The organism is Desulfobacula sp. (assembly GCF_030145145.1).
Taxonomy (GTDB): domain Bacteria; phylum Desulfobacterota; class Desulfobacteria; order Desulfobacterales; family Desulfobacteraceae; genus Desulfobacula.
On sequence record NZ_JAQYWD010000016.1, the window covers coordinates 79,286 to 98,372 of the forward strand.

Here is a 19,087-nt window from a genome sequence, read left to right on the forward strand (position 1 = left end):
TGCAAAACCAAACTAATTTTGGGCATAGTCCACCGTAATGCCTCAAGCCAAGTTCTTCGATAAAGCGGATGATTCTCATTGGGCCTGGCAAAATTTTTGGAATTTACCACAGTATCAAGTCTGGTTTCAACAATGGTAACCGTACACTCAATGGCATCGATTTTTCCTGGATCTGCGAAGGGCAGATTATTGCGAAATATGCCCGGAGCCACTTCAGCTCCCATACCGGAAGTGTTACCAAGACGGTTACAAAATGCATATCAGCAATAATGTCCGGTTACATCCCGATATCATCGCGTAAAATCGGCAAAGAAATTTCGAGACAGCTCACTAACCCCCCCCATATAGGAGAATTCAAAATCAAAAGAATCAATTCCCCGCTCGACATAATTGGAGATTATAAACAGTGTTCAAAACCATATATCAAAAATGTTCTCAATATTCAGAGTCAAAGAACTATCGTCACTGTTCATACCGATATCGCCTATAATATAGTGGTTGGAGCGAGTGTGTATCTCAACGGCGTTGCAATCGATTGGTGGAAATCTGATGATCGGGGCAACTTTGTTGCCAAGTTCTTGTCAGATGAAATAAAAACATTGAACGGACTGATCATAGGCGACGATAATATACTGACGTTAAATGGGTATACTATTGGTCAAGAGGCATTTGTAGGAAGGCAGGATATCATGGTGATAGATAACGTCCTAGTAGAATCAGGGAAAGAGTAGGCGGATCGCTACTTGCTTTTCTGTTCTATGGCATGTCTTATATTCGAATGGGGTCTGGGGCAAAAAACTTAACTCGAGATGGGAAAAGCTGTGAAAGATTGAGGCGTATATAGGATTTTCCAATAAAATATATTTAACACTTGACTTATAGGCGATATTCTTTTATATTTAGGGAAGTGTGTTATGTTGTGTTAACACATAGGTTTCCCTCCAAGGTGAATATCCCGACAACAAAAGCGGTATTATCCCCCAAAGTTAGAAACTTGTATTTTTTTATTTTTTTTTAGGAGATTGCCAATATGGCTAATGGTATCGTAAAATGGTTTAACGAATCAAAAGGTTTTGGATTTATCGAACAGCAAGACGGTGGAAAAGATGTGTTTGTACATCACTCAGGCATTAATTCAACCGGGTTTAAATCCCTCAGTGAAGGGGATAGTGTTACATTCGACATTGAAGAAGGCCAGAAAGGTCCTGCAGCAGCAAATGTAACCGTGGTTTAGTAAACCGTTTTATTTGCTTTAAAAAAAAGTCATCTTGATGACTTAAAAATAAAAGACCCTGAACAGAAGATTGTTCAGGGTCTTTTTGTTTTTACGATACGCCCTCTTTGTTTTCGCCACCAAGATATATTTCACATCCTTGGCCGAATGTGAAATATATCTATGCCCCGACTCCATTGGGTCAACGGGTCGGGATTGTTGAAACAGTCATCAATGGCCTGGTGCATGTGTAAGGTCTGTGCCTGAAGCGCCTGCTGTCGGGTTATCATTTCAAATAGCTCTCTTGCTGAGCCATATACATAATCTCTGGCAGGGGATGATTCTATTTCTGCCTGGGAATTTTTTGAATTATATGCAGTGATGCAAGCTGATTGTGCAAGAGAATTCCAGGACCGACAAATGCTGGGCCGCGCCTGATAAATGCAACATTGTTCGGACTTTAGGAAAATGCATGGAAGCGCTTGTTTCATTGAAAATCGTTGCTCAAATGTTTTTCCCCGGGTTAAATTGCTAAAGAATAAAATTCTTTTTTTTAAATCAGAAATTTCAATATCGTTGAATGTCCGTTTTACATAGGTATAAATCAACAGCGCTTCAATGGGGATGATTTTTACCTGGGAATGACAGCAATAGCTGCACCCGCATTGGCATGATACCAATGGGCTCTGCCCGGATTCTTCAAGCTGCTCAATGATAACTTGTGCAAACTCCATGATCTGCTCAAAAGCGGGCAGAATGGATTGTACAAACGGATTTTCCTGTAATATAGCCTGGATGTTTTTAAACAACAGTTGTTTGAGAGGATCCTGCCCGGTAAAATGATGTTGCTTTTCCATATCACTCCATCAATGCAAGACAGGGAGGCTGTTTTGCAAAAACACCAGCTTTCCCATCCATACAAATTGTTAAATTTATGATGATACCAAATATCGGCCTTGCAGCAGATGAGGTCCCTGTTTTTTTAAAGCGGAGCCCTGTCGTTTGAAGTGTCAAAATAATAATTATGCCGCGGCTGATGATTCCTATGATGTAATGGAAACAACGCAGCTGCGAGGACAACCTGACAAAAAAACTGGCAGAGGGAATGTGCTCTTACTTGCATACTGGATCGTATCATACACTAATGAATAGAATTTGCAATCAAATAGAATGGTTAGACAATCTCTGAAAATGGCTGTAATACAGCCCTCATTTCATTGGTCTGTATACTGGACGGCTTTCAAGCCGGAATTACTTTAATGCATCCTAATCATGTCAGTATGAAAGGGCATTTCATGATACCGGCCCCGAAGAGAGACCCGATTCGCAGGTCGGTTGCTTTGTACCTTAAAATTAAAATCGTTCAGCCGTGAATAAAATGAATCAAAAACTGTATTTTCAGCTTCCAGGTTTACCCAGCAGTTATCGGATAGATGAAATTGTTGAATCGCATGATGGGCCATTATATAGAAACATGCTGCTGACAGATATTTGCAGTTGAGTTCTTTGAAAATCTCAGGATAAAACTTTGATACATATAAACTTTTTGAAAAAATTTCATGAGAAACAATTAGGGATCGTGAGATTTCCACTAATGTGTTTTTGCTGAATAAAAAGTATTCAATACAGGTCGCATCATTTTTTTCATATGACAGTGAAAACCGTTCGAGTAATTCAGGAATATGGATCATTAGAAAATTGGATTCTTTTTGATTTTCTATTGGCATTATCATGGCAGTGCCATCCTTATTTTCTGGATATTTCCCATATAACAACACGACATCTATGACGGCGTACCAATATTTAGTGTGCCTGTAAAGGGAAATATCTATTCAGACGTTTCTTTAACATCATTTAATCGTTGGAAATTTGTTGAAATATTATCGTGATACAATGCTGATTTTTATACTTGAATGGTGGCTCATCATGTGCCATATTTGGTTTGTCTCGGCAGGATAGTTTCTCTTAACTCAAAACAGTCTATCTGTTCGAGCCATAAAACAATACAAGGGTTTCTTATTATTTTTTTTATCAAGAGGCAATTATCATGGGTTCGCATTTGGCATTTGACATTGTGGTAAAAAAAGCAATAGAGATGAAGGATCGATCTTGTGCCGGTAAGTTTCCTGAACAGGCAACATTATGGCAAGACTTACTTGCAAACGATGTGGCGAATTTTTTGCCAATCGGGGTTGCTTTATTTGATAGAAATTTTGTTTTATTAAAGTGCAATAAACTTTATCAGGATTATATCAATACCTATTCATGTAAATCTTCTAAACAGGCCATAGGGATGGAATACTTTGATTTGTTTGCCAGTGCTCGCTCCTCTTTGCTTGAAATTTTTACCAGTGTCCGTAATGATATGCGACAGCATACATCCCACGAATTTCCAGTGCCCCTGGATGTGCGAATAACACAAAACGCTACATACTGGGATGCAAAACTGATTCCCGTCAGAGATGACCAGAATAGACCTGCAGGGCTTTTGCTTTCTACCTTGGACGTAACCGAACTCGTTTTGGCTGAGCAGCAACTGCAACAAAAAGAACTTGAAATTATGGACCTGAAAACAACCCTGCGAACCATTATGAAATTACGGCAAGAAGATCAGGTGATTTGGGAACAAAAAGCCATGGCAAACGTAAAAAAGATAATTGAACCGTTTTTAAGTAATTTAAGGAGCAGTCTTGTACGTCCTGACCAGATATCCAATCTGGAAGGGATAGAAGCCGGTATCAATGAATTTGTTTATGAGTTTTCATACCTTTTGAGCAGTGAACAATACTTGTTAACACCCAAAGAAATACAGGTCGCAGCCTTGATCAAAATAGGGAAATCCACAAAGGAAATTGCCGAGTGCTTTTTTGTTTCGCCTGCCAGCATCGATTTTCACAGAAAAAATATAAGAACTAAGTTAAATCTTAAAAATAAAAAAATTAACCTGCAATCATATTTGACATCTTCCTTTAAGCCATAGCTTCTTCCTCCCATTTTCCCCTCAATTTTATCCCATTGCCTTTTTGGGGTATTCTTATACCCTTATAGTCCATCACTAAATGAATGAGATGTATTTTTTTAAACTTATTTTTTTTAAACCATTAATTCTTTTAAAAATGGAGGTTTTTGGAATGAATTCACAGCCAGCACAAGCTGATTTCGTTTTAAAGAATGCCAAGGTTATCACAGTAGATCAAACGTTCAGCATCCAACAGGCCATAGCCGTCAAGGACGGCAGGATACTATCGGTTGGCAGCAACGATGATGTAAAAAAATTTGTCAGTCCAACAACAAAGATATTTGATTTGAATGGTAAATCTGTTTTGCCGGGTATAAATGATTCGCACATGCACGGCCCCCTGTTCGGTGCCACCCGGCCCCCATTGTCTCTTGATTTAACGTTTCCGAATGTTCAATCCATATCGGATATGGTCGATGCATTAAAGGAAAAGGTGGCAGAAGTTAAGCCGGGTGAATGGATACGAGGGTTTGGATGGGATCAGAGTACCCTGGCCGAATGCAAAGATGACCCCTTAAGATTACCCAGGAAAAAAGATATTGATGCGGTTTCACCGGATAACCCGGTTGTGTTTACGGATTTTTCCGCACATACCATGTTGGTAAACAGCAAAGCCCTTGAAATTGCCAATCTCACACAGGAGACACCTGATCCTGAATCAGGAGAGATAGAAAAAGATCCAAAAACAGGAGAGCTCACCGGTATTTTTAAGGAATTGGGAGCCCAGTCGCTTGTCGCAAAATATGTCCCGCTTTTAACCCGGGCAGAAAAAAAACAGGCTGTGCTTACTGCCATGGAACATTTGAGTGCCAACGGCGTGACAAGCTTTACTGATGCCGCGATCGGGCCTGGCGGGGAGGCCTATGTTTACGGGGTAATGAGCGCTGAGTTTTGTCAGATCTACCAGGAGTTGTTGTCCGAGGGCAAATTAACTACCCGGGTCAATATTTTATTGTTAATGGGAAATTACGGGGCACTGACCCTGGACGATATAAAGAAAAGTCTCAAAGCATTTGAATTTCCAAAGACCAGTGATGCGAACTGGCTTAAATATCCGGGGATCAAAATTTTTGCAGATGGTATCCCCTTAACATATTCTGCCTGGATGAATGAAGATTATGTCAGCGGAGACGTCGGCCACGGGCGTTCTGTTATACCCGGCGATACGGATAAAGAACAGTCCGACAACCTGGTTGCCATGATAAAATATATCCATTCCAAAGGATATCAGATCGGGATACATGCCACCGGAGACCGGGCAATCGATACGGCCGTCGATGGTATGGTCCAGGCCATGGAAGAGAATCCTGTAGAAGATTTGAGGCATTATATTGTCCATGCCGATTTTTTAAGCCCAAAAAAGGCGGCGGTTTTGGCTAAACATAATTTTGGTGTTTCCATGCAGCCATTTATACATGCAATGATCTGTGATTTTGAACCCACAGTGGTTGGCGCTGAGCGTGCTGCCAGAGAATTTCCTTTTAAAACTGTTTTAAAAGCCGGTATCCCATTGACCAACAGCTCTGATGCGCCAGTTACCTATCCCAACTGGCGAATGGGTATCCAGGCTGCGGTATTAAGGGAAAGCCTGGTTTCAGGAAGCGTCAGCGGTCCGGAAGAATGTATTTCAGTTCAGGAGGCGATACAAACCTATACCATTAACGGTGCATGGCAGGATCATATGGAAGATATCAAAGGATCAATTGAAAAGGGGAAACTGGCTGATTTATGCATTATTGATAAAGATATCCTGACAATTTCTCCCCATGAAATAGGTTCGATAGCGGTTTTGATGACAATTGTAGATGGCAAGGTGGTCTTTGACAAAAGCAATGGTGCTTTTGAAAAAAATAATAGTTAATCAATAAAATAAAGAAAGCGAGTAGACATGAAAAAACAGCTTAAACTTAAGATTGGGATTTTATTTTGTCTGGCCTCTTTTATTTGCTCAAGCGTGGTATTTGCTTCTGAGAAAATTGTTATCGGTACAATCCTTCCTCTATCTGGACCCATCAGCGTGGTGGGGGTTGCCTTGAAAAGGGGATTTGAAATGCGCCTTGAAAAAATTAACGCCCAGGGCGGCATTGAAATAAACGGCAAAAAATTTCAAGTTGAAATGATTGCCGAAGATACGAAAATGAGTCCCGGTGCATCAAGTTCTTCGGCCTTGAAATTAATCCACAAGGACGGAGCAAAGATTATTTACGGCGGTATTATTGAATCTAATATTGACGCGATTTACAAAGTGACAAAAAAAGAAGGGGTCTTTTATGCCATAGCATCTGTCAACATCCCCGGGCATCCGGCAGATGTCTCCGGTGAAAAACCGAACCTTGTGCGCCTTGGGCCTTCCTTTGACGATAGCCATACCATTGATATTGATTACCTTGCCAAAAGTTATCCTTCTGCCAAAAATATTGTCATTTCGGCACCGGATATCGGGTATGAAGGTATGATAAAGGATTTGGAAACCAAGGCATCAAAAAACGGACTGTCTGTCACATCAGTTGTTAAATGGTCTTTTGGTACCACGGATTTTCTGCCTGTTTTCATAAAAATAATTGCTGCAAAACCGGATGTTATTTTTGCCATGGTCAGTGGCCAGGGACCTTATCAATTGATGGCTGCCCGACAGTTGGGGTTTAAAGGCACCTTTATTGCCAATGCCCCCATGGGACCGGATATTTTTACGGCGATTGCCGGAAAGAGCTCCTGTGATAACCTGATCACAAACGGTGTTGATTTAGGGAACCCCACAAGCGAAATGAAAGACGTCATGGATAGATGGAAAAAGAAATACAATGAACCGTTTATCGGTGATAGCTTTCTTGCATGGGATGGCGCAGGCATATTGTTGAAGGCAATTGGCATCGCCCAAAGTCTCGATCCTGAAAAATTGACCGCTGCATTTGAATCTTTAAATAAACCCGGTGATATCGATACCATTTTCGGCAAAGCTAAAGCGACCGGGAAAGATAGGTTTGGTGCCAATAGAGTGTTGAGCCGACCTGTTTCCATCACCCACATGAAAAAAGGAGACGTCGTTTTTTCTGATTTTGTGAACCCATAAGTTGTACAGACCGGACAAAAAGGAATTAAACTGATGGCATTACCTTTTCAAGTATGGGTTCAGATTATTATTAACGGATTGTCCCTGGGCGGTCTCTATGTCCTGATTGCCCTCGGCTTGACATTGATTCTCAGTATCATGGGAATCCTGCAGCTTGCCCACGGTGAAGTATATATGCTGGGTGCTTATGCCGTCTACTACCTGGCGGTTAAAATGGGAATCAATGTTTATGCCGCCATATTGTTCAGCATGTTTTTGATGGCCGGGTTCGGTATGCTGATGGAGAGATTTCTGTTTCGTCGCTGTGAGGACAAAGTCCTTTCACCCATCATTATCAGCACCGGACTGACATTGATACTCCAGGCCGGGGCAGTGATTGTTTTTGGCCTGTATGAGCGCAGCATTCCCCGGCTGAGTGAGGGATCATTTGAACTGATGGGGGTTTTTGTGCCCAAAGATAGAATGGTTGCCATGGTGATCTCTGCCTGCATGGCCTATATGTTGTATCTTTTCCTAAAAAGAACAAAACTGGGTTTAGGGATGGTTGCCAGCGCCCAGAATCCCCAGGCTGCACAATTGAAAGGGATTGATCCCCATAAAATGTCACTTCTGGCCATGGCCATCGGCAGCGGGTTCGCCGCTGCCGGCGGTGCCATGGCAGGGTCTATTTTAATGTTGACGCCTTTTATGGGAACCCTGCCCCTGGTCAAGGGGCTTGCTATTATTGTACTGGGGGGCATGGGAAGTCTTTCGGGCGCTGTTTTCGGTGGTATCCTGATCGGTTTGATAGATGGGATCGTACCGGTTCTTTTTGGTCCATTGACTGCATCACTGGCTCCCCTTGTTATTGTCATTATCATTTTATTAATCAGACCCCAGGGACTTTTCGGACATGAATAAGAAAACCAACACGATGATCATCCTTTTATTCACCCTTGTCAGCTTTTTGGCCGGCAGGTGGGCAGGAAACGATTATTTGCTGTCTGTATTGATACTAATTGCCATAAATGTTCTTATGGCCTGCAGTTTGAGAACTATTTTTATTTTGGAGCAGATATCTTTGGGCCATGTTGGATTCGCTTTGATCGGGGCTTATTCATCAGCACTGATGGTCATGAAATTGAATATTTCCTTTTGGCTCGCCCTGCCACTTTCCGGGTCTATCTGTGCTCTGACCGCATTATTGCTGGGATATCCCTTTTTAAGGCTGAAAGGTATTTATTTTGCAATTTTAACCTTTATGCTGGCCGAATCCCTTCGTCTTATCGCATATAACTGGCGCAGTCTCACAGGCGGACAGTTCGGCCTGACGGATATTCCGGGCCCGGGAACGATAGGCCTGCCATTTCTCGGAACGATTGATTTCGATACAATGGAAAACTATTATTACCTTACACTCATGGTGGTCATTCTTTCCATCCTGGTTCTTTTTTTCATTGAAAAATCCCATTTGAACGTTAAATGGAGAGCCATAAAAGATGCGGAGTCCCTGGCGCAATCCGTTGGAATGAATGCCATCCTGCATCGTATTATGAATTTTGTGATTGCCAGTTTTTTTGCCGGGATTGGAGGTGCCTTGTTTGCGCATTATCAAAAAGGATTGAGTGTGGAGGTCACCAGCAGATTCGGCATTATGGCATCGATTTATCTGCTGGTTTATGTGGTGATCGGCGGCAAAGAAAAATTTTCCGGCCCCATAGTGGGTACCATTGTTTTAATGATGATTAGTGAGTTTGCACGTTCCTTTGAAGAATACAGGCCCATCATCATCGGATTCATTGCCATTATTGTGGTACTGTTTTTACCTGAAGGCGTCACAGGTATCCCGGAACGATTGACCCGATTGAAACAACAATTGAAGAAGGGGTAAACCATGCTGAAAATCAAAAATCTGTCAAAACGATTCGGAGGCATTCAGGCGGTTACTGAATTGGATATTGATATCAAGGAAAGACAAATATTCGGACTCATAGGTCCCAATGGCGCCGGAAAATCCACCACCCTGAATATGATTGACGGATCTCTTTTCCCCACAACCGGAACGATTATATTTAAGGAAGAAAATATCACGCACCAGCGTCCATGCAGCCGTGCCGGAAAAGGCATTGCCAGGGTATTTCAAAAAGATGTGCTGTTCAGCAGCTTTTCAGCCCGGGAGAATATCAAACTGGGCCTGCATTTGCATTCAAATCTGGGCCTGAAGGAAATTTTTTTCCCATGGTCGGCCATCAGTAAAAAAAAAGACAGGATTCTTGATGAAAAAGCCATGGAAATCCTTAAATTTGTCCGGCTGGGTGAAAAAGCCGATGAAATGGCGATCAATCTCCCCCATGGGAATCAGCGGGCGCTTGGATTGGGTATTGCCATGGCAACGGGTTGCGATATGTTGCTTCTGGATGAACCATTAACCGGGATGAATGCACAAGAAACGGATCAAATGATGGAAATGATCACAACCTTGAGGGATGAAAAAAATTTGACCATTGTCATTGTTGAACACAATATAAAAGCGGTCCTTGGATTGTGTGACCAGGTGGTGGTGCTGGACTTTGGTAAAAAAATTGCCCAGGGAGATCCGGATATGGTAGTTGAAATGCCGAATGTTATTGAAGCCTGGCTGGGAGCGGAACAAGATGCTGTTTGAAATAAAAAATCTTAAAGTGCAATATGGCGGCGCCGTCATCATCAAAGAGATGTCCATGGCTGTGGAAGAAAAACAGATTGTAACATTGATCGGCAGTAATGGTGCCGGAAAAACGACAACACTAAAGGCGATTTCAGGGTTAAAGGATCTGACAGCCGGAAAAATTTTTTTTAGAGGGGAAAGGATTGACACGTTGCAGCCCCAGGAAATCGTTAAAAGAGGATTGGTACAGGTGCCCGAGGGCAGGGGACTTTTTCCATATATGACTGTCATGGAAAATTTAAGACTTGGGGCATTTATTAAAAAGGATCAAAAGAAAACAGATGACATGCTTGAGTGGGTTTTTGACCGGTTCCCAAAGCTCAAAATGAGGGTTGCACAGATCGCATCAACCATGAGTGGGGGAGAGCAGCAAATGCTGGCCATTGCCTGCGCCCTTATGGCGGAACCAAAACTCCTGCTGCTGGATGAGCCGTCCACCGGACTGTCCCCTTTGATGGTTAAAGAAATCGGCAAGGTGGTACGTGATATCAATGAAACCGGCACAGCTGTTTTGCTCGTAGAACAAAATGCGCAACTGGCATTGAGCCTGGCTCAAAAAGGATATGTCATGGAAACCGGCAGGATTGTCCAACAAGGAGATGCGTCAGCCCTGCTGAAAAGTGATTATATAAAAAAAGCGTATCTTGGAAAATAGACGAATGACGGTTTCTCCGGGGGAAAAGACACGCAGCAGGCCTATATTAACCCATATGTTTTCATCTTTCTGAAAAGGGTTTTCCGGGAGATGCCCAACAATTTTGAACTCTTGCCTTTTTGCCATTGGTTTTGATTGAGAATCTCCTGAATGTGACGCTTCTCAAAATTACCCACGGCTTTTTTTAAAGGAAACGGTTTGTCAACAGCCATCACCGGTTCGGAAGTCTCCTCAAGGCTTGCATCCATTGGCTTTGATCCCTGCAGAAAATCAAGATTCTTAAGGATGACGTATCTGCGAAGCACATTTTGCAGTTCACGGATATTACCGGGCCAGTGATAATTTTTCAGTGTGATGAGATCTTTGGGCGCCAATGTGGTGACGGTATTGGTTTTACTGTATGTTTTAAAAAAATGGTCAATGATGAGGAACAGATCATCGCCCCGTTTTCGTAATGGCGGCAGATGAATGGGCAGGACATGAATTCTGAAATAAAAATCATGCCGGATGCGGCCTTTTTTTACCAGTTCCATCAAGTCTTTATTGGAAGCGGCAAGAATTCTTAAATTCGGTTTTTTTACCTGTGTACTGCCCACAGGAGAATATCCGCCGCCTTCAATTGCCCTTAGCAGCTTGACCTGAAGTGCCGGGCTGATCTCACCGACCTCATCAAGGAACAGCGTACCACCATCCGCCATATCAAGATAGCCCGGCTTATCCATATTCGACCCTGTGAAAGCCCCTTTTTTTGAACCGAAAAATTCGTTTTCGATGAGCGTTTCAGGAATCGCACCACAATTAACGGCAACAAATTGAGCCCCGCGCCGATCCGAAGCATTGTGGATGGCCTGGGCCACCAACTCTTTCCCGGTTCCGGATTCACCGTGTATAAACACACTGTCACTGGTTCCGGCAGCCTTTAGTATCAGTTCATAGACCGCTTGCATTGCCGGGGAGTTTCCGATGATATTATCAAATTTATACCGATCTTTGATGGTGGATCGAAGATAGAGATTTTCATGCTGAAGTTTCTGCTCCTTTTGCTTGAAAACCGTAAAATCAGTCAGAAGCCCCTCAATGACAACCAGTTTATCATCATCAAAAAGAACCCCTTCTGCCCTGTCAAAGACCCATTTCACTTCACCATGGTAATCGATAATGCGATATTCGGTCCGGGCGGGTTTCCTTCTTTTCGTGATGGTATTGAATATCTCTGAGGGAATCCGGCCTAAATCATCCGGATGAATCAATGTTTTGAGTTCTTTCAGCGATTTTCCCATGAAAAAAGAAGGTTCATGTCCGGTGACGAGGCGGCTTCCCTTGCTGACAAACTCCATCTCCCAGTGCTTCTTTTTAACCAGCCTGTAAGCCATGCCAGGCAGATTGTTCATCAATGTGGACAGCTTTCGCTCACTTTCGAGAACCCTTGTTTCAACATTTTTGATGTGGGTCACATCCCGGATGGACTCTATGGCACCAACGGATTTACCATCCCGATTTAATATGGGCGTTGCGGTGACCCAGACGTATCCTCCTTTCCCAGAATTCATTGACTGGATAAACCGTTCTGAAAACAGCAGTTTCCCCTCTTTGGAAATTTTAAAATTCCTGAATATCGGATTTTTCGGTTCCACGCCTATGAGATCGATAAGCAAAGGAACGTCGTCATTGTAAAATGGTTTTATGAAGTCATAGAATTGTTTTCCCATTGCTTTGTGTTTAGGAACATCCAATATTTCTTCCAGGGCATTATTCCATGCAATAATGGTTTTGTCACTATCCACGACATAGGTGGGATCAGGAAGGAAATCGATAATTTCCTGTAACTGTTGCTGTGAATTCTTCAGTTCAATGGTCCGTTGATCCACCAGCTCTTCTAAATGTTCGCGATATTTTTCAAGCTTTTCCTCAACCTTGCGCTTTTGGGTAATATCCCGTGCCATTCCCTCGACAAACAACACCCGGCCGCTTTCATCAAAAAACGGGGCCTCAATAATCACCAGTCTTCTGGCAGATCCGTCTTTATGAAATACATCCACCTCATATGGTGGTTGTCGAATTCCCCGAACACTCAACTCTGTGTGCTTGCGCGCATTTATATTTCCCGGATGATCTGTCCACAGTTCATCTATGTGTTTTTTATATTCCTCTGGGGTATATCCTAAAATATTTTTCACTGAAGGGCTTAGCAGGATAAATCGCTTGTTTGTGTCATGGGTGAAAAACATAAACTCGTCTTTCAGATTCTCGAGCATCCGGTTGTATCTGTTTTCTGTCTGTACCAGCAATTTTTTTGCAGTATCAGATTCCGAGGAAGACGTTTTGCTCATGTTCACTGACTCAGCCAATTTTTCAAATGATTCTTGTACCATTTGCAATTACCCCAACTCCAAATTAATATCCCTTGGATATCATAATAGATAGCGAATTAGACCCTTAAAAATTAATGGTTTCCTACCATTTAACACTTGCCGATTTCCATGGAGGTTTTTCCCGTCATATTGATCCCCGCTTTTACTGTTATCAGGTTGCCGATAAATGCGGGTTTGTGAAAATCTAGACGGTCTATGGATGCGGTGACACAGATTTTTCGGGTATGTCTGACTGCCGTAACACCAGCCGCATTGTCAATTTCTTTCATGATAACCCCGCCATGAACAATTCCCGCCGGGTTGGCATCCTCGGGCAGCATGACCCTGGAGATAATCACGCTGGAATCCTGTGTGCTTTTTTCTGTTTTCATTGAATCCTTCTTTGCCGTCTTTACCCAAACGGCTGTTAAATACTTTCCCGGCCTTGCCAGTTAAAGACGGCATCCCTTCCGGGAGGATGCATCAGAAACAACAGGCAATTGAAACCGTGCAAATGGGGGGCTAGTGTGCTTCGGCGTTAAACCGATCCCTGTGAACCATAGGGGGTCTTCGTTTGGGTGCCTTGGCATTCATGGCAGGTGTCCCGACCATGATGGCCCCGGCAATATCCAGTTCTTCCGGTATGTCAAGAATCGATTTCAAGGCGGATGGATTGAAAAAAGTAAACCAGAGGGAATCGAGCCCCAGATCTTTTGCCTGGAGCATCATGTTCTGAATGCATGCAGATGCGGATTGCAGCGCACCGTGGGGTTGCTCAAAATAGCTGCCCAGCCCGCCTTTGTCGGCATCATAAATTACCACCAGGATCAATGGACAGTCGCCGATAAAATTCATGGGGTATTTTTCCACCCAGGCGGGGCCATTTTTATTGATAACGGTCTGCTTGGCTTCGATACTGATTTTCTGAATCTGGGCCTTGACACCCGGGTCGGTAACGGCAATGAATTGAAACGGCTGCTCATTCAGGGGGCTGGGGGCCCATTGGCCGGCTTTGGCAATGGACTGTAATTGTTCTTCTGTAACCGGTGTATTCTGAAATGCCCTGCAGCTTCTCCTTTTTTTGATCAATTCGCTGAACTCCATGATGGTTATCCTTCCTTAAAAAATGAGTTAAATGGGTTCCGTCAAAGTGTCAAGGACACTATATACAGTATCCAATCAAAACCATTTCAAGTCAACCAAAGAATATTTCGCCAGCAATTCTCATTATGGACGGGATCAGGCTTTTTTTATTGTGCTTTTTATCATTATTTCATGCTAAGATGGGAAAAAAGTGCCAGAAAGAAAGCCTGACCCCAAGCATAAAGCATAAATGGCCAACCCCGAAAGTTGAGTTATTCATTATAAAAGGAGTTTCTTGTGCTGATTCAACCCGGCTGCATACCCTGTATTCTCAACATGTCGTTGACGGCCATTAATCATCTTTCACTGGAAGATACCATTGCCAGGGATCTATATTCCGATATTTTAACCATTCCCGGTTTGCGCGGGCTTGAATGGGTTGACCGGTCGGATTTGATCATTTCCAAGGGGGTGGGGAATTTTGATAGCCTGGGAGAAGAGATAAACAAGTTGAAAACCAATATTACATTTATGCAGCTTTCAAAATGCCATCCAATCAATGGTTTTTTTAAAACAAAACTGCATCAGCCGATTTTGGCCAATTTTTTTACGTCATAAAAATAATAATAATATTTTTTTTATGACATTAATATTATTCACTTGTATATTTTAAGATCGTAAGATTACTTGACATTAAATTTTGTTTATATTAATTTTTGCAGAATTATTAATGAGGCAATGGGGGGTTGATTATTTTAACTTAAGAAATGGAGAGCGTATGTTTAAATTTAAAAAGCAGATGTTAAGTGTGGGATTTATTTGCGCAGCATTTTTATTGAGCAGTCTGTCGTATGCTGCAGATCTTCCGGTTTACAAACTAGGGATTGATGCTGCATTTCCGCCGTGGACATGGGCGGAAAAGGGTGAAATCAAAGGGTTTGACTGGGAATTGTTTCAATATATCGGTCAAGTTGAAGGGTTTAAGGTCGAGGCGGCTGATATTCCATGGTCTGCCATTATCGCAGCCCTTTCCAAAGGGAAAATTGACATCCTTGCCGGTGGCCTTTCCTATACCTGCAAGCGTGCTGAAGTGATTGACTATGCACTACCGCATTGGAAAACAGACTATTGGACACTGGTTAAATCCACCTCAAAATTAAATTGTATTACGGCAATGAGCAATGGGGCCAATGTGGGAGCCCAGGCGGGTACAACCGGTTACAGGTGGCTCAAAGAAGAACTCAAGGACAAGGGCGTTAATATTAATATCAAAGGATATGAATCCGTTGAACTGGGTATCAAAGAACTTGAGATTGGCAGGCTGGACGCCCTTCATGTTGACTCACCAACCGCCCGGGGATTTATTGAAGCCAAAAGGGATGTCAGATATGTCTGTAAGGGGCTGCATTTTGATTACAGCGCCTATGCTGTCACCCCGGGGGATCCCCATAAATTGATTGAAAAAATAAATGCAGGTATCAAAAAAGCTTACGAGTCCGGCAAAATTGAAGAGCTGGTTCGAAAATATCTGCCCTGGGCATCAGTGGAAGCCGTTCCTTACCCGGTTGATTATAAGGCTTTTTGCACCGAGTCCAATTAATTGTTTCACCCTTGCGGGTGTTATTTTATCAGCGCGATTGAACGTCTGGTTCGGAATACCCGGACCAGGCGTTACCTTGATCGGTTCACCCCTTGTTGGAGACAGGAACACGATTTATGGAAATCCTTCGAATACTTATTTCCGAGCTCCCCCAGTTTGCAAAGGGAACCCTGGTGGCTTTAGAGGTCCTTGCCGGGCTTTTGATTGTGGGGCTCGTGCTTGGATTGGCCATTGCACTGGCTGAGATTTTCGGCAACACCCTTATAAAATTTTTAGCAACAACCCTGCGAAAATTTTTATGGGCCATTCCCCAGCTGGTTCTTTTGTTCCTGGTGTTTTATCTTCCCTTTGATCTGAATCGCATGTTAGCAGCCATTATTGCCTTGGGCCTGTGTTCTTCCGCATTCCAATCCCAGATATTCCGGGGGGCTATCTTGTCCATACAGTCCGGCCAGCTTGAGGCGGCAAAAGCCATGGGCTTAAGCAAACCCAAAATCATTTTTTACATTGTCATTCCCCAGATGATCCGCCTCTCCATCGGACCCTGGACCAATGAATTTTCTTCCGAACTCAAAGATACCTCCCTTGCCTATGTGGTGGGGGTGGTGGAAATCATGCGTAACGCAAAGTATATTATCGCGTATACCTATGGCAATACGGCTGCTGTTTATCTGTTTGTGGGAATTCTTTACTTTACATTGACCAGAATAGGCACATCGTTTTTTTATAGATTAGAAGAACGACTGTGGGTTCCTGGCTTTGAAAAAAGGAGCGGATAGTGTCATGTCCACTATATTAGAAGTTAAACATCTGACGAAAAAATTTGATGACAATGAAGTCCTTAAGGATGTTTCTTTTGAGTTAAAAAAAGGAGAAACCCTGGCTGTCATCGGATCATCAGGTTCCGGGAAAAGCACATTGCTTCGATGTCTGAATCATTTGTCGCCCCCCGATTCCGGCCAGATTCTGCTGGAAGGGGTCAACATAAACACTCCGGAAATTGATATTAACAGCATCCGCGCGGATATGGGATTTGTATTTCAGGATTTCAACCTGTTTACCCATTTGAATATTTTGGAAAATGTCATGTTCGGACCGTTAAGGGTCCGGGGGCTGTCTAAAAAACAAGCCCGGCAGATTGCCGCAGCAGAAATCAAACGCGTGGGCATGATTGATAAAATTGATTCTTATCCGGCACAGCTTTCCGGTGGCCAGCAGCAGCGGATTTCCATTGCCAGGGCACTGGCCTTAAAACCCAAGCTGATTTTGTTTGATGAACCCACTTCAGCCCTTGATCCGGAATTGACAGGTGAGGTGTTAAGTGTCATGACCGCCCTGGCAAATGAAGGCATGACCGCCATTGTTGTTACCCATGAAATGGGATTTGCCCGATCCGTTGCCGACAAGGTCATTTTTATTGATCAGGGCCTGATTGTCGAACAGGGGGAGCCAAAAATAATGTTTGCCACACCCCGGCATGAAAGAACCAGACTTTTTTTGAGTAATTTTGTTAGGCTGGAATAGCCGATATCCAGTGAACCGGAGGTTTGAAACACATGGTCAGCTTTTTTGATTACGCCATTGAGATATTACCCGAAATGCTGTCAGGTGCCTGGGTTACCCTGCAACTGTCTGTTGTCTGTATCACCGTTGGTATTTTTTTTGGTATGATACTGGGGGTTGCCCGGGTTTATTCCAGCAAATTTATTTATTGGATCGTCACCGCTTATGTTGAGTTTTTACGGGGGACTCCCTGCCTGCTTCAATTGTTTTTTATCTATTATGGTCTGGGGGATATGGGACTGTTACTCAAGCCTATCCTTGCCGCCGGTATTGCTTTGGGGATTAATACATCTGTTTATCAGGCAGAGTATTTTCGTGGGGCGATCCAGTCGATTAAGCCCGGGCAGATGGTGGCGGCTAGATCCATGGGACTGAGTAAATGGAAATCCATACGGTATGTTATTTTACCCCAGGCCTTGCGGCTTGTGATTCCGTCCTCTTCCAATGAGATTATTTATATGTTCAAATATACATCGGTTGCTTTTGCCGTGGGGGTTCCGGAACTGCTCGCCCAGGCAGACCTGACCGGTGCCATGAATTTTCGATATTTTGAATCTTATGTCGTGGCGGCCATTATTTATACGATTATGGTGTTTGCTGTGGCCAAAATAATGAGCACCATTGAAAAAAAGGTAACCATCCCGGGCTTACAGCTGGCGCAATAGCCCCCTTAGACAGATTTATCCAGGCAGGCATTAGAAAACTAATGACAGGTTTTTCCGATATTTTTTTGCGTTGTCCAAGAATAGAAATTGACCTTGGCAAGGTATACAGAAACACGAAACTATTACGGCAGATGTTCCAGGCACAAGGCATATCCATGATGGGGGTTACCAAGGGGGTTCTTGGCAGTCCCCCGGTGGCAGCGGCAATGACCGCTGCCGGGGTCGGGTTTCTGGCCGACTCAAGAATAGAAAATCTTAAAAAAATTAAAGAAGCCGGCATTAACAATACCCGGGTCCTTATCCGGACACCGTCCATGAGCAAAGTCAAACAGGTGGTGACCTATGCCGATATCAGCTTTAATTCGGAACTGCCGGTCATCCGGCTGCTGTCTGATGAAGCCCGGGCGCAGAACAAGATCCACCGCATCGTATTGATGGTGGATCTGGGCGATTTGCGGGAAGGTATTTTGCCGGATCAGATGGCGCAAGCCATTGATTCCCTCAGATCCTTTGAGGGAATCAAACTCATCGGTATCGGCACCAACCTGGGATGTGTCGGGGCGGTCTTGCCGGATCAGGAGAAGATGGATGAACTGTCAAGGATTGCAACAACCTTGGAAAGCAGATTCAACCTTTGTTTTGACCTGATTTCCGGGGGCAATTCTGCTAATTATCCCTGGGTTAACAAAACCGATCGGGTGGGCAGGGTTAATAATTTGAGAATCGGTGAAATGATATTTACCGGGAACAATACCATTGATTATGCGAGGATTGACCAACTTGAAACAAACACGAGCTGCCTTGTGGCAGAAGTGATAGAGGTCAAGGAAAAGGATTCTCTGCCCTGTGGCACCATTTGTACGGATGCGTTTGGGGAGGTGCCTGTTTTTTCCGATCGGGGCAGGATCAGAAGGGGGATTCTGGAAATTGGGCGTCAGGATGTGCTGACCCAGGGGTTAACCCCTGTGGGGGATATGGAGATTATCGGGTCCAGCAGTGATCATGTCATCGTTGATTTAAAGGCGACAATGGTTAAGGTAGGAGAGACGGTTCGGTTTCATCTGACCTATGGTGCCCTGCTGTCCGCAATGACATCTCCCTACATAGAACCTGTTTATCTCAATGAGGGCAGCTACCCATGAATAGATGATTATTAATTTAATAAATATTACAGATAGGGTG

At 43.4% G+C, this 19,087-nt stretch carries 19 protein-coding genes; 15 read left to right on the forward strand and 4 right to left on the reverse strand.

Translation table 11 applies throughout. The features are described from left to right. The first annotated feature begins 68 nt into the window (after positions 1–68). Positions 69–731, forward strand: a complete 663-nt coding sequence (locus Q1Q15_RS10910; RefSeq protein ID WP_300459536.1) for a hypothetical protein — start codon at positions 69–71, stop codon at positions 729–731. Between the two features lie 299 nt (positions 732–1,030). After that, positions 1,031–1,234 (forward strand): cold-shock protein, encoded by a 204-nt coding sequence (locus Q1Q15_RS10915; protein ID WP_300459539.1) that lies wholly within the window; start codon positions 1,031–1,033, stop codon positions 1,232–1,234. A 131-nt stretch (positions 1,235–1,365) separates the two neighbouring features. Here Q1Q15_RS10915 and Q1Q15_RS10920 read toward each other — a convergent pair whose 3' ends face one another. Beyond that, positions 1,366–2,070, reverse strand: a complete 705-nt coding sequence (locus Q1Q15_RS10920) for a YkgJ family cysteine cluster protein (protein ID WP_300459541.1) — start codon at positions 2,068–2,070, stop codon at positions 1,366–1,368. 1,217 nt (positions 2,071–3,287) lie between these two features. Between Q1Q15_RS10920 and Q1Q15_RS10925 the strand changes: the two genes are divergently transcribed. The 7 genes from Q1Q15_RS10925 (at position 3,288) to Q1Q15_RS10955 (ending at position 10,643) form a co-directional block, all read left to right on the forward strand. Then, on the forward strand, positions 3,288–4,193 hold the full coding sequence (locus tag Q1Q15_RS10925; protein ID WP_300459543.1) for a LuxR C-terminal-related transcriptional regulator: 906 nt from the start codon (positions 3,288–3,290) through the stop codon (positions 4,191–4,193). Between the two features lie 151 nt (positions 4,194–4,344). Then, complete coding sequence (locus Q1Q15_RS10930; protein ID WP_300459546.1) at positions 4,345–6,093, forward strand: amidohydrolase; 1,749 nt, start codon at positions 4,345–4,347, stop codon at positions 6,091–6,093. A gap of 27 nt (positions 6,094–6,120) precedes the next feature. Next, entirely contained in the window at positions 6,121–7,302 is a 1,182-nt protein-coding gene (locus tag Q1Q15_RS10935; protein WP_300459548.1) for an ABC transporter substrate-binding protein, read from the forward strand. 33 nt (positions 7,303–7,335) lie between these two features. Further along, positions 7,336–8,202, forward strand: coding sequence for a branched-chain amino acid ABC transporter permease (locus Q1Q15_RS10940; RefSeq protein WP_300459551.1), 867 nt, complete (start codon positions 7,336–7,338; stop codon positions 8,200–8,202). After that, a complete protein-coding gene (locus Q1Q15_RS10945; protein WP_300459554.1) occupies positions 8,195–9,172 on the forward strand; it encodes a branched-chain amino acid ABC transporter permease in 978 nt (325 codons plus the stop codon). Before Q1Q15_RS10940 ends, Q1Q15_RS10945 begins: the two co-directional genes overlap by 8 nt. 3 nt (positions 9,173–9,175) lie before the next feature. After that, positions 9,176–9,946: an ABC transporter ATP-binding protein gene (locus Q1Q15_RS10950; RefSeq protein ID WP_300459557.1), complete on the forward strand. Its 771-nt coding sequence runs from the start codon at positions 9,176–9,178 to the stop codon at positions 9,944–9,946. Beyond that, positions 9,939–10,643: an ABC transporter ATP-binding protein gene (locus tag Q1Q15_RS10955; protein WP_363320934.1), complete on the forward strand. Its 705-nt coding sequence runs from the start codon at positions 9,939–9,941 to the stop codon at positions 10,641–10,643. Before Q1Q15_RS10950 ends, Q1Q15_RS10955 begins: the two co-directional genes overlap by 8 nt. A gap of 41 nt (positions 10,644–10,684) precedes the next feature. Here the strand turns inward: Q1Q15_RS10955 and Q1Q15_RS10960 are convergent, their stop codons facing one another. From Q1Q15_RS10960 to Q1Q15_RS10970, 3 genes are all read right to left on the reverse strand, one after another. Next, positions 10,685–13,015 (reverse strand): sigma 54-interacting transcriptional regulator, encoded by a 2,331-nt coding sequence (locus Q1Q15_RS10960; RefSeq protein WP_300459563.1) that lies wholly within the window; start codon positions 13,013–13,015, stop codon positions 10,685–10,687. Positions 13,016–13,104: 89 nt separating this feature from the next. Next, the gene (locus tag Q1Q15_RS10965) at positions 13,105–13,386 is read right to left on the reverse strand and encodes an acyl-CoA thioesterase (RefSeq protein WP_300459566.1); all 282 of its coding nucleotides are present in this window, start codon (positions 13,384–13,386) and stop codon (positions 13,105–13,107) included. Between the two features lie 130 nt (positions 13,387–13,516). Then, entirely contained in the window at positions 13,517–14,098 is a 582-nt protein-coding gene (locus Q1Q15_RS10970) for a nitroreductase family protein (RefSeq protein ID WP_300459568.1), read from the reverse strand. 276 nt (positions 14,099–14,374) lie between these two features. On the opposite strand from Q1Q15_RS10970, the gene Q1Q15_RS10975 reads away from it, so the two are divergent. The 6 genes from Q1Q15_RS10975 (at position 14,375) to Q1Q15_RS11000 (ending at position 19,047) form a co-directional block, all read left to right on the forward strand. Then, entirely contained in the window at positions 14,375–14,695 is a 321-nt protein-coding gene (locus Q1Q15_RS10975; RefSeq protein ID WP_300459570.1) for a hypothetical protein, read from the forward strand. 160 nt (positions 14,696–14,855) lie between these two features. Then, positions 14,856–15,677, forward strand: a complete 822-nt coding sequence (locus Q1Q15_RS10980; RefSeq protein ID WP_300459573.1) for an ABC transporter substrate-binding protein — start codon at positions 14,856–14,858, stop codon at positions 15,675–15,677. 116 nt (positions 15,678–15,793) lie between these two features. Further along, a complete protein-coding gene (locus Q1Q15_RS10985; RefSeq protein ID WP_300459576.1) occupies positions 15,794–16,456 on the forward strand; it encodes an ABC transporter permease subunit in 663 nt (220 codons plus the stop codon). Between the two features lie 4 nt (positions 16,457–16,460). Next, a complete protein-coding gene (locus tag Q1Q15_RS10990; RefSeq protein ID WP_300459579.1) occupies positions 16,461–17,201 on the forward strand; it encodes an amino acid ABC transporter ATP-binding protein in 741 nt (246 codons plus the stop codon). A gap of 32 nt (positions 17,202–17,233) precedes the next feature. After that, the gene (locus tag Q1Q15_RS10995; RefSeq protein WP_300459582.1) at positions 17,234–17,905 is read left to right on the forward strand and encodes an amino acid ABC transporter permease; all 672 of its coding nucleotides are present in this window, start codon (positions 17,234–17,236) and stop codon (positions 17,903–17,905) included. Positions 17,906–17,946: 41 nt separating this feature from the next. Beyond that, a complete protein-coding gene (locus Q1Q15_RS11000; protein WP_300459585.1) occupies positions 17,947–19,047 on the forward strand; it encodes an alanine/ornithine racemase family PLP-dependent enzyme in 1,101 nt (366 codons plus the stop codon). Positions 19,048–19,087 lie beyond the last annotated feature (40 nt).

Coding starts and splice junctions, on each gene's coding strand:
- Q1Q15_RS10995 (WP_300459582.1), top strand. CDS start 17,234: ATGGTCAGCTTTTTTGATTACGCCATTGAGATATTACCCGAAATGCTG.
- Q1Q15_RS10910 (WP_300459536.1), top strand. CDS start 69: ATGATTCTCATTGGGCCTGGCAAAATTTTTGGAATTTACCACAGTATC.
- Q1Q15_RS10960 (WP_300459563.1), bottom strand. CDS start 13,015: ATGGTACAAGAATCATTTGAAAAATTGGCTGAGTCAGTGAACATGAGC.
- Q1Q15_RS10965 (WP_300459566.1), bottom strand. CDS start 13,386: ATGAAAACAGAAAAAAGCACACAGGATTCCAGCGTGATTATCTCCAGG.
- Q1Q15_RS10940 (WP_300459551.1), top strand. CDS start 7,336: ATGGCATTACCTTTTCAAGTATGGGTTCAGATTATTATTAACGGATTG.
- Q1Q15_RS10990 (WP_300459579.1), top strand. CDS start 16,461: ATGTCCACTATATTAGAAGTTAAACATCTGACGAAAAAATTTGATGAC.
- Q1Q15_RS10950 (WP_300459557.1), top strand. CDS start 9,176: ATGCTGAAAATCAAAAATCTGTCAAAACGATTCGGAGGCATTCAGGCG.
- Q1Q15_RS11000 (WP_300459585.1), top strand. CDS start 17,947: ATGACAGGTTTTTCCGATATTTTTTTGCGTTGTCCAAGAATAGAAATT.
- Q1Q15_RS10970 (WP_300459568.1), bottom strand. CDS start 14,098: ATGGAGTTCAGCGAATTGATCAAAAAAAGGAGAAGCTGCAGGGCATTT.
- Q1Q15_RS10920 (WP_300459541.1), bottom strand. CDS start 2,070: ATGGAAAAGCAACATCATTTTACCGGGCAGGATCCTCTCAAACAACTG.
- Q1Q15_RS10980 (WP_300459573.1), top strand. CDS start 14,856: ATGTTTAAATTTAAAAAGCAGATGTTAAGTGTGGGATTTATTTGCGCA.
- Q1Q15_RS10945 (WP_300459554.1), top strand. CDS start 8,195: ATGAATAAGAAAACCAACACGATGATCATCCTTTTATTCACCCTTGTC.
- Q1Q15_RS10915 (WP_300459539.1), top strand. CDS start 1,031: ATGGCTAATGGTATCGTAAAATGGTTTAACGAATCAAAAGGTTTTGGA.
- Q1Q15_RS10930 (WP_300459546.1), top strand. CDS start 4,345: ATGAATTCACAGCCAGCACAAGCTGATTTCGTTTTAAAGAATGCCAAG.
- Q1Q15_RS10935 (WP_300459548.1), top strand. CDS start 6,121: ATGAAAAAACAGCTTAAACTTAAGATTGGGATTTTATTTTGTCTGGCC.
- Q1Q15_RS10985 (WP_300459576.1), top strand. CDS start 15,794: ATGGAAATCCTTCGAATACTTATTTCCGAGCTCCCCCAGTTTGCAAAG.